Annotated in this window: 8 protein-coding genes; 7 read left to right on the top strand and 1 reads right to left on the bottom strand. The window is 70.6% G+C overall.

Features of this window, described 5'->3' with window-relative positions:
* Window positions 1-296 (bottom strand): hypothetical protein (locus H5J33_RS38345; protein ID WP_181795359.1); only part of this gene is annotated, 296 nt, incomplete at its 3' end.
* A 401-nt stretch (window positions 297-697) separates the two neighbouring features.
* Here H5J33_RS38345 and H5J33_RS14695 point away from each other — a divergent pair.
* The 7 genes from H5J33_RS14695 (at window position 698) to H5J33_RS14665 (ending at window position 8827) form a co-directional block, all read left to right on the top strand.
* The gene (locus H5J33_RS14695) at window positions 698-1987 is read left to right on the top strand and encodes an extracellular solute-binding protein (protein WP_181795358.1); all 1290 of its coding nucleotides are present in this window, start codon (window positions 698-700) and stop codon (window positions 1985-1987) included.
* Between the two features lie 131 nt (window positions 1988-2118).
* Window positions 2119-3117, top strand: coding sequence for a carbohydrate ABC transporter permease (locus tag H5J33_RS14690; protein WP_181795357.1), 999 nt, complete (start codon window positions 2119-2121; stop codon window positions 3115-3117).
* A gap of 13 nt (window positions 3118-3130) precedes the next feature.
* Window positions 3131-4045 (top strand): sugar ABC transporter permease, encoded by a 915-nt coding sequence (locus H5J33_RS14685; protein WP_181795356.1) that lies wholly within the window; start codon window positions 3131-3133, stop codon window positions 4043-4045.
* 83 nt (window positions 4046-4128) lie between these two features.
* On the top strand, window positions 4129-5793 hold the full coding sequence (locus H5J33_RS14680; RefSeq protein ID WP_181795355.1) for a glycoside hydrolase family 13 protein: 1665 nt from the start codon (window positions 4129-4131) through the stop codon (window positions 5791-5793).
* Between the two features lie 25 nt (window positions 5794-5818).
* Window positions 5819-6856, top strand: coding sequence for a LacI family DNA-binding transcriptional regulator (locus tag H5J33_RS14675; RefSeq protein ID WP_309485405.1), 1038 nt, complete (start codon window positions 5819-5821; stop codon window positions 6854-6856).
* Between the two features lie 91 nt (window positions 6857-6947).
* Complete coding sequence (locus tag H5J33_RS14670; RefSeq protein WP_309485404.1) at window positions 6948-7625, top strand: GNAT family N-acetyltransferase; 678 nt, start codon at window positions 6948-6950, stop codon at window positions 7623-7625.
* A 152-nt stretch (window positions 7626-7777) separates the two neighbouring features.
* Window positions 7778-8827 (top strand): ABC transporter ATP-binding protein, encoded by a 1050-nt coding sequence (locus tag H5J33_RS14665; RefSeq protein WP_181795352.1) that lies wholly within the window; start codon window positions 7778-7780, stop codon window positions 8825-8827.
* Window positions 8828-8907 lie beyond the last annotated feature (80 nt).

The following is an 8907-nucleotide window of genomic DNA, read 5'->3' as shown; positions in this document are numbered from 1 at the left end:
ACGTCGGTCAGGGCCGTCTTCCCCAGCCTGATCCGGTGCGCGCCGGGGCCGGTCGAGGCGGTGGTGAGGGAGCCGTCGAGGGAGTACAGCAGCTGGGTGGAGGCAGCGCCGGGAACGCCGTTCCAGGCGATGGTGTCCCGGTCGATCCACACCGCCTGGGAGGTGGTCGCCCCGAGGGTGCTGACGGCTCTCGCGCCGGGTGCGTGGGCGGAGGCCTGGGGGAGTGCGGCAAGGGGTTGGAGGAGGACGGCGGCGAGCAGAGCACAGGTGACCGCCGCCGGCCGATTGATTGTCACGGGTGTGGACTCCTTGTGCCGATGGCTTGTCGAGGAAGTGGCCACCGGGCCCTGTGAAGCAGCCCCGTGGCCGGACGTCGGGCGTGACCGTAACCACGAGCGAGCTGTTACAGCAAGGGACTTGCAAGAATCAGCAAGAGCCTTCAAATGCGTTCCCTGCACCTCCGCAGGTGAGGGCGAGTCGTTGGCCGCACAGAGTGGTGACGCTGCCCGAAGGCAACGGAGCATGCAGGCAACGAGGTTGTCACATCCCGGGAACCGGGAAGGAATCTTCCTGCAACGTCTTTCGCAAGAGATTGCAACCTTGTATGTTCAACTCGCGCCCGGCGGCCGTTGGTTGAGAAACACGGCACCCCGGCCCTCTCTAGGGATGTTCCGGGCACCCAGATCAAGGAGTTGCTATGCGACGTGGCATATCGATAGCCGCCGCGGTCACCGTGGTCGCCCTCACCGCTTCCGCCTGCGGTGGCTCGGGTGGCGACTCGTCGAGTGCGCCGAAGGACCCGAAGGACATCTCCGGGACGATCACCTACTGGGACACCTCGGACGCAGCGACCGAGGCCCCGACGTACAAGGCCCTCATCAAGCGGTTCGAGGCCAAGTACCCCAAGATCAAGGTGGACTACCAGAACATCCCGTTCACCGACGTCGAGCAGAAGTTCAAGTCGGCCGCCAAGAGCGGCAAGGGCGCGCCCGACGTCGTCCGCACCGACGTGGGGCTGATGGCCGAGTACGCCGAGCTGGGCTACATCGCCCCGCTCGACGGCACCCCGGCACTGAAGGACACCGGTGACTTCAGCTCCGTCCCGCTGAACACGGCCAGGTACAAGGGCAAGACGTACGGCGTCCCGTCGGTCACCGACACCCTGGGCCTGCTGTACAACAAGAAGCTCCTGAAGCAGGCCGGCATCGCGCAACCGCCCGCCACCTGGGACGAGTTCATCGCCGACGCCAAGACCGTCAAGGAGAAGACGGGGGCCTACGGCACCTACCTGAACCCCGACTCCTACTTCCTGCTCCCGCTGCTCTACAGCAACGGCGCCGACCTCGCCGACCCCTCGGCGAAGAAGGTCACGATCAACGACGCCGCCGCCGTGAAGGCCCTGACCACCGCGAAGAAGATCAACGACGAGGCGTCGATGAAGGTCGACTTCGCGAACGCCTACCAGAACATGCAGGCCGCCTTCAAGAACGGCAAGGTCGCCATGCTGATCCAGGGCCCCTGGTCGGTCGGCGACGACCTGAGCGGCTCGGCGTTCAAGGGCGACGAGAAGAACCTCGGCTTCGCGCCCGTACCGGCCGGCGCCGGCGGCAAGGCCCAGGCCCCGACGGGCGGCCACAACCTCACCGTGTACCAGGGCTCGGGCAACCTGGACGCCAGTTACCTGTTCACGCAGTTCATGACGTCGACGGCGAGCCAGATCGAGATCGCCAAGGGGACCGGCACGCTGCCGACCCGCAAGTCCGCCTACACCCCCGAGATCACCGGAAACGCCAAGATCGCCGGCTTCCAGCCGCTCCTGGAGAAGACGGCGCGCGCCCGCGTGGCCCTCCCGCAGGCCGGTTCACTCTTCACACCCCTCGCGCAGAACTACGTGAAGATCCTCCAGGGCGACGAGTCGGTGCAAGGCGGTCTCGACGCCACCGCCAAGGAGTTCCAGAAGCTGCTGAACGGCTATTCCATCGGCTGAACCGCGGCGCACCGCCCCACGGTAACCGAAGGACACGCAGCCCCGGGGAAACCACTCCCCGCTGCCGCCCCGACCGGGGCTCCCCGGGGCTGCGGTACCACCCGACTTCGCCCGCGAAAGAGCCGATGAGTATGACGACCGCAACGAGCACCGGAACGACCGACGAGACGGCCCGCGGCCACCGGAAACCACCCCGCGCACGTGGTACGTCGCTCCGCCGCGCCTGGGACAAGTACTGGTACGCCTGGGCCATGGTGGCTCCGGTGGCCATCGTCATCGCCCTGCTGGTGCTGTATCCGCTCGGATACGGCTTCTACCAGTCGCTGACCAACGCCAACGAGTCCAACGTCGCCACCACCATCGGCGCCTTCCACCGCCCGGCCACCTACGACTTCGTCGGCCTCGACAACTACTGGCACGTCCTGTCGGGCGCGGACGGCGACTTCTACCCCCGGCTGGTGTGGACGATCGTGTGGACGGTGTCCTGCGTCGTCCTGCAGGTCGGTCTCGGCATGGGGCTCGCGGTGCTGCTCAACCGCAAGATGCGCCTGCGCGGCTTCTACCGCGCGATGCTGATCCTGCCGTGGGCCGTCCCGTCGTTCATCGGCGTCTTCGCCTGGCGGCTGATGCTCAACTCCCAGTACGGAGTGTTCAACGAGATCATCCAGGCGGTCGGCCTGCCCGCGCAGAACTGGCTCGGCTCCCCGCTGTCCCAGAAGATCGCCGTCATCATGGTCAACGTCTGGATCGGCATCCCCTTCAACATGGTCGCCGTGCTCGGCGGGCTGCAGTCGATCCCCAAGGAGCTGTACGAGGCGGCCGAGATGGACGGCGCCTCGCCCTGGCAGCGCTTCGTCAACGTCACCCTGCCCGGACTGCGCCCGGTGTCGAACACCGTCATCCTGCTGGGCTGCATCTGGACGTTCAACATGTTCAACGTCATCTATCTGCTGCTGGGCAACAACACCACCGGCGACACGGACATCCTCGTCACCTTCGCCTTCCACAAGGCGTTCAACGGGGTCTCGGACTACGCGGGAGCGGCGACCTACGGGATCATCATCCTCGCTCTCCTGCTCGCCTTCTCGACCTTCTACCGCCGCAGCACCCTGAAGTCCGAGCAGGCGTGAAGGAGCCATCGTCATGACCGCAGCAACGCACGAGACCACCACCACGCCCGCGGGCACCGCCCCGCTCCCCGCCGCCGTCCGCCCGCCCCGCCGGGTGCGCGGCCGGGAGGAACGCGGGCTCGGCGCCTCCGTGGCGCTGCACGCCACGCTGATCCTCGCCACCCTGATCGCGGCCTTCCCCGTGGTGTGGGTGCTCTTCATCTCCCTGGGCCCGAAGAACGCCTGGCAGCAGCCGAGCGAGGTGCTGTCACACCTCGGCTTCCACAACTACGGTGACGTACTGGCCCATTCGGACCTGCCGCAGTGGTTCCTGAACACCGTCATCGTGGCGGCCGGCACCACGGCGCTGGGCGTCTTCCTCGCCGCGACCGCCGGCTACGCCGTCTCCCGGATGCGGTTCCCGGGCAGCCGCCAGCTGATGTGGGTCTTCCTGGTCACCCAGATGTTCCCCAGCATCGTACTCATCGTGCCGCTGTACCTGCTCATGGCCGAACTGCACCTGCTCGACAACTACCTGGGGCTGATCCTGGCCTACGCGACCACCGCGGTGCCGTTCTGCGCCTGGATGATGAAGGGTTACTTCGACACCATCCCCAAGGAGATAGACGAGGCCGGGCGGGTCGACGGCCTGACCCCCTTCGGCACCTTCTGGCGGCTGATCGTGCCGCTGGCCCGGCCGGGCCTCGCGGTGACGGCCTTCTACAGCTTCCTCACCGCCTGGGGCGAGGTCGCCTACGCCACACAGTTCATGCAGTCCGACCACTACACGCTCGCCGTCGGCATCCGCACCTTCGCCCAGGACCAGCGGCCCGACTGGGCGTGGACGTCGGCCACCGCCATCATCATCACCATCCCGGCCGCCCTCGTGTTCATGCTCGTACAGCGCAGCCTCGTCTCCGGACTGACCGCCGGCGGCACCAAGTCGTGACCGGCGCCACCCCGTCCGGGCCCCGGCGCCCGCCCGTCGAGGACGCGCCTTCGCCGTTACCCTTCCACCCCCCGAGGGAATCCATGACCCAGCACGTCACCGACACAGTCGCCCACGAAGCCCCCGCCTTCGCCTCCCCGCGCCGGGAGTGGTGGCGCGACGCGGTCATCTACCAGGTGTACCCGCGCAGTTTCGCCGACAGCGACGGCGACGGAATCGGCGACCTGCCCGGCGTCCGCGCACGTCTGCCCTACCTGAAGGAGCTCGGCGTCGACGCCGTCTGGCTGTCGCCGTTCTACGCCTCCCCGCAGGCCGACGGAGGCTACGACGTCGCCGACTACCGGGCCGTGGACCCCATGTTCGGCACCCTCACCGACGCCTACGACCTGGTGCGCGACGCCCACGCGCTGGGGCTGCGGATCATCGTCGACCTGGTGCCCAACCACTGCTCCGACCAGCACGAGTGGTTCAAGCAGGCCCTGCGCGAGGGCCCCGGCTCACCGCTCAGGGACCGCTTCCACTTCCGGCCGGGCAAGGGCACAGCCGGCGAACTGCCGCCCAACGACTGGGAGTCCATCTTCGGCGGCCCCGCCTGGACCCGGGTCACCGAGCCCGACGGCACCCCGGGCGAGTGGTACCTGCACCTCTTCGCGCCCGAGCAGCCCGACTTCAACTGGGACCACCCCGCCGTCCACGACGAGTTCCGCTCCATCCTGCGGTTCTGGCTGGACCTCGGCGTCGACGGCTTCCGCGTCGACGTGGCACACGGCCTGGTCAAGGAGCCCGGCCTGCCCGACGTCGGCCACGACGAGCAGGTCAAACTGCTCGGCACGCGGCCGGTGCCGTACTTCGACCAGGACGGCGTGCACGACATCTACCGCGGCTGGCGGCGCATCCTGGACGAGTACGGCGGCGAACGCGTCGCCGTCGCCGAGGCCTGGACCCCGACCGTGGAACGCAGTGCCCTGTACCTGCGACCGGACGAGCTCCACCAGGCCTTCAACTTCGACTACCTGGGCACCGGCTGGGACCCGGCCGGGCTGCGCGAGGTCATCGACCGCTCGCTGCGCGCCGTGAACGCCGTCCACGCGCCGGCGACCTGGGTACTGTCCAACCACGACGTGGTACGGCACGCCACCCGCCTCGCCGAGGGAGACCCGGCGCGCGGTCTGCGCCGGGCCCGCGCGGCGACCCTGCTGATGCTGGGGCTGCCCGGCTCGGCCTACCTCTACCAGGGCGAGGAACTCGGCCTGCCCGAGGTCGTCGACCTGCCCGACGAGGTGCGCCAGGACCCCGCGTTCTTCCGCACCACGGGCCAGGACGGCACCCGCGACGGCTGCAGGGTGCCGATCCCGTGGTCCGGCCAGGTGCCGCCGTTCGGCTTCGGACCCGTCGAGGGCGGCCCGAGCTGGCTGCCCCAGCCGGCGGACTGGAAAGACCTGACCGTCGAGGCGCAGGAGGGCGACGCGGCCTCCACGCTGGAGTTCTACCGCCGCGCGCTCGCCATCCGCCGCCAGCACCCCGCGCTGGGCGCGGGCCACCGGATCACCTGGCTCGACGCCCCCGAGGGCGTCCTGGCCTTCCGCCGTGACAGCGACCGCGGCTCCTTCGTCTGCACGGTCAACTTCGCCGCCGGCCCCGTCAACCTGCCCACCCCCGGCACACTGCTGCTGGCCGGCGCCGACGTGCGGCCGGGCGCCGGCGAGACCGTACTGCCCGGGGAGTGCGCCGTCTGGTGGGCGGCCTGACATGCGGCCGGTACAGACCGTCCCCGTGACGATCCGGCTCGCCGACATCGCCGCACAGGCGGGGGTGAGCGAGGCGACCGTCAGCCGGGTCCTCAACGGCAAGCCCAGCGTCGCCTCCGGCACCCGTCAGTCCGTGCTGGCCGCGCTCGACGTGCTGGGCTACGAACGACCGGTACGGCTGCGGCAGCGCAGCGAGGGCCTGGTCGGCCTCATCACCCCCGAGCTGGACAACCCCATCTTCCCGGCGCTCGCCCAGGTCATCGGGCAGGCCCTCACCCGCCAGGGCTACACCCCGGTGCTCGCCACCCAGACGCCCGGCGGGTCCACGGAGGACGAACTCACCGAGATGCTCGTGGACCGCGCCGTGGCGGGCATCATCTACGTCTCCGGGCTGCACGCGGACACCACCGCCGACACCAGGCGCTACGCCGACCTGCGCGCCCAGGGAGTGCCGTTCGTGCTCGTGGACGGCTTCTCCGCGAAGGTGCAGGCTCCGTTCATCTCGCCCGACGACCGCGCGGCGATGACACTGGCGGTGGCCCACCTGGCCTCCCTCGGACACACCCGCATCGGCCTGGCCGTGGGCCCGAGGCGTTTCGTGCCCGTGCAGCGCAAGATCGAGGGCTTCGTCCGCGCCATGCAGGACCAACTGGGCCTGTCGCCGGACCTGGTGGAGTCGACGCTGATCCAGCACTCCCTCTACAGCCTGGAGGGCGGCCAGGCCGCCGCCGTGGCCCTCATCGAGCGGGACTGCACGGCGGTGGTCTGCGCCAGCGACATGATGGCGCTGGGCGCGATCCGGGCCGCCCGGCAGCGCGGCATGGAGGTCCCCCGGGACTTCTCCGTCGTCGGGTTCGACGACTCGCCGCTGATCGCCTTCACCGACCCGCCCCTGACCACGATCCGCAAACCCGTGCCCGCGATGGGACAGGCCGCGGTGCGCACACTGCTGGAGGAGGTGGGCGGCACACCCGCTCCGCACAGCGAGTTCGTGTTCATGCCGGAACTGGTGGTACGCGGCTCCACGGCCTCGAGACCGAGGGCACGCCACCCCGCCGCCTGAGCGGACCGCGCCCCGGCCGCCCGTACCGCCCAGTCCCCATGGTGTAATGACTCGTACAGAGTTGCAGCTATTACCGAATCGGGGAGTGGCCGTGCCTTTCAACACCACCGAGGAGGCGGTACGCGCGTGGGTGGAGGGATGGGCCGTCTCGCGCGGTGCGGCCCGACCCACGTCCCGGCCCTGGGGGTTCACCGTGGACGTGGGCCTGCCCGGGGAAGTGGCCCGGCATGTCGTCACCGCCGCCGACGAGGCCACCGTGCGCGAGCTGGCCGAGAACACCACGGCCTGCGGCACACCCCTCAAGGTGTTCGTGCCGGCGCGAACACTGAAGGCGTGGCTGCCGCCGGGCTGGGCCCTCCTGGACGGCCACGCGGCCTTCATGGCCGCCCGGCTGAGCGCCGTCGAGGCCCCGCCCCGCCTTCCCGACGGCTACCGGCTGCATTGCTGGGACCGGGCCGGCGTCACCCGAGCGGTGGTGTGCGCCGCCGACGGATCCTTCGCCGCGCGCGGGCAGATCGCGGTCACCGGTCCGACCGCCGTGGTCGACCAGGTGGAGACGGACCCGGCTCACCGGCGCCGGGGGCTCGGCCGCGTGGTGATGGGGACGCTCGCCGAGACCGCGGCCCGTCAGGGCGCGCGGGCGGCCGTGCTCGGCGCGACCGGGAAAGGCCGGACGCTGTACGAGGCCGTGGGCTGGCAGGTGGTGGCTCCGCTGAGCGCCGCGGTCCGGGAAGCGGGGACCAGCGGGATCCGGTCGTCCGTGTCATAGAGCCGGAGGCCGTCGGCGAGCGGTGACCGGGTCGCCGGGGGAGGCCTGTTGACTCGGGTTTGGGCTTCCGTTCCCCGAGCGTTCAACCGGCGCCCCCTGTCGGTGTGGTGTGAGCTTCCTAGGGTCCATGAGGCCGTCGAAAGAAGGGGCTCATGGACTCACACCTCGCGATTCGGGCTCGCGGAATCACCAAGTGCTTCGGCGAAGTCGTCGCGCTGGACGGCATCGACCTGGACGTGGCGCGGGGACGGATCCACGGCCTGGTGGGACCGAACGGCGCCGGCAAGACGACGCTGCTCGGCCTGCTGCTCGGCCTGGCCGTGGCCGACAGCGGCCGTCTGGAGATCCTGGGCACGCCGACGGGCCGGACGTTCGAAGACCCCGGCGGTGTCTCCGGGTTCGTGGACGCCCCCGGGCTGTACCCTTCGCTCACCGCCCGGCAGAATCTCGCCGCGCTCGCCGCTCTGCGCGGCGACGGCCCCCGGACGGCGGGGATCGACGACGCGCTCGAACAGGTCGGGCTCACGGACGTCGCCGACGACCGCACCCGCGGCTTCTCGCTGGGCATGCGGCAACGTCTCGGCCTGGCCGCGGCTTTGCTCGCCAGGCCCCGGCTGCTCGTCCTGGACGAACCCGCCAACGGCCTCGACCCGGCCGGCAAGAAGCACGTCCACGGTGTCCTCACCCGGCTCGCGGGGGAGGGGACCACCGTGGTCCTGTCGAGCCACCGCATGGACGACCTGGAGGCCCTGTGCTCCGAGGTCACCATTCTCGCGACCGGGCGGGTCGCCTTCTCCGGACCGCTGGGCGAACTGGCCGCCGGGGACCGGGAACTCGCCTACCGGCTCGTCACCTCCGATCCGGCGCGGGCACGCCGGCTGGCCGCCGCGGCGCCGGGCGTCCGCCTGGCCGAGGACACCGCGGGACGCCAGGGCGGTGACGCGCTCGTGGTGCACGCGCTGGTGCCCGCCCTCGACGCGCTGGTGGCCGGCCTCGTGCACGCGGGCATCGCACTGCGCGAACTCGCCCCTGTCGTCTCCCCGTTGGAAGCGGCGTTCCTGGCCCTGACGGAGCCGCCGGCGGCCGGCGCCGGCGAACCGCGGGAGACCGACGGACGACAGCGGCGCAGCGACGTACGGCGACAGCCCGCCCCCACACGGCGGCAACGCACCGACGTCCGACAGCAGGAGGCCGCTCAGTGACCGCAGCCGTGACCCCGGCCGCCCCCGGGAACCGGACCGCTTCCCGCCCGGTTCCGATCGCCCGGAGCTACCGCTTCGAA

Origin of the sequence: Streptomyces sp. WELS2 (assembly GCF_013870595.1) — a bacterium.
Taxonomy (GTDB): domain Bacteria; phylum Actinomycetota; class Actinomycetes; order Streptomycetales; family Streptomycetaceae; genus Streptomyces.
Note: the sequence above shows the minus strand (reverse complement) of the source record. Positions and strands in the feature narration are given on the sequence as shown.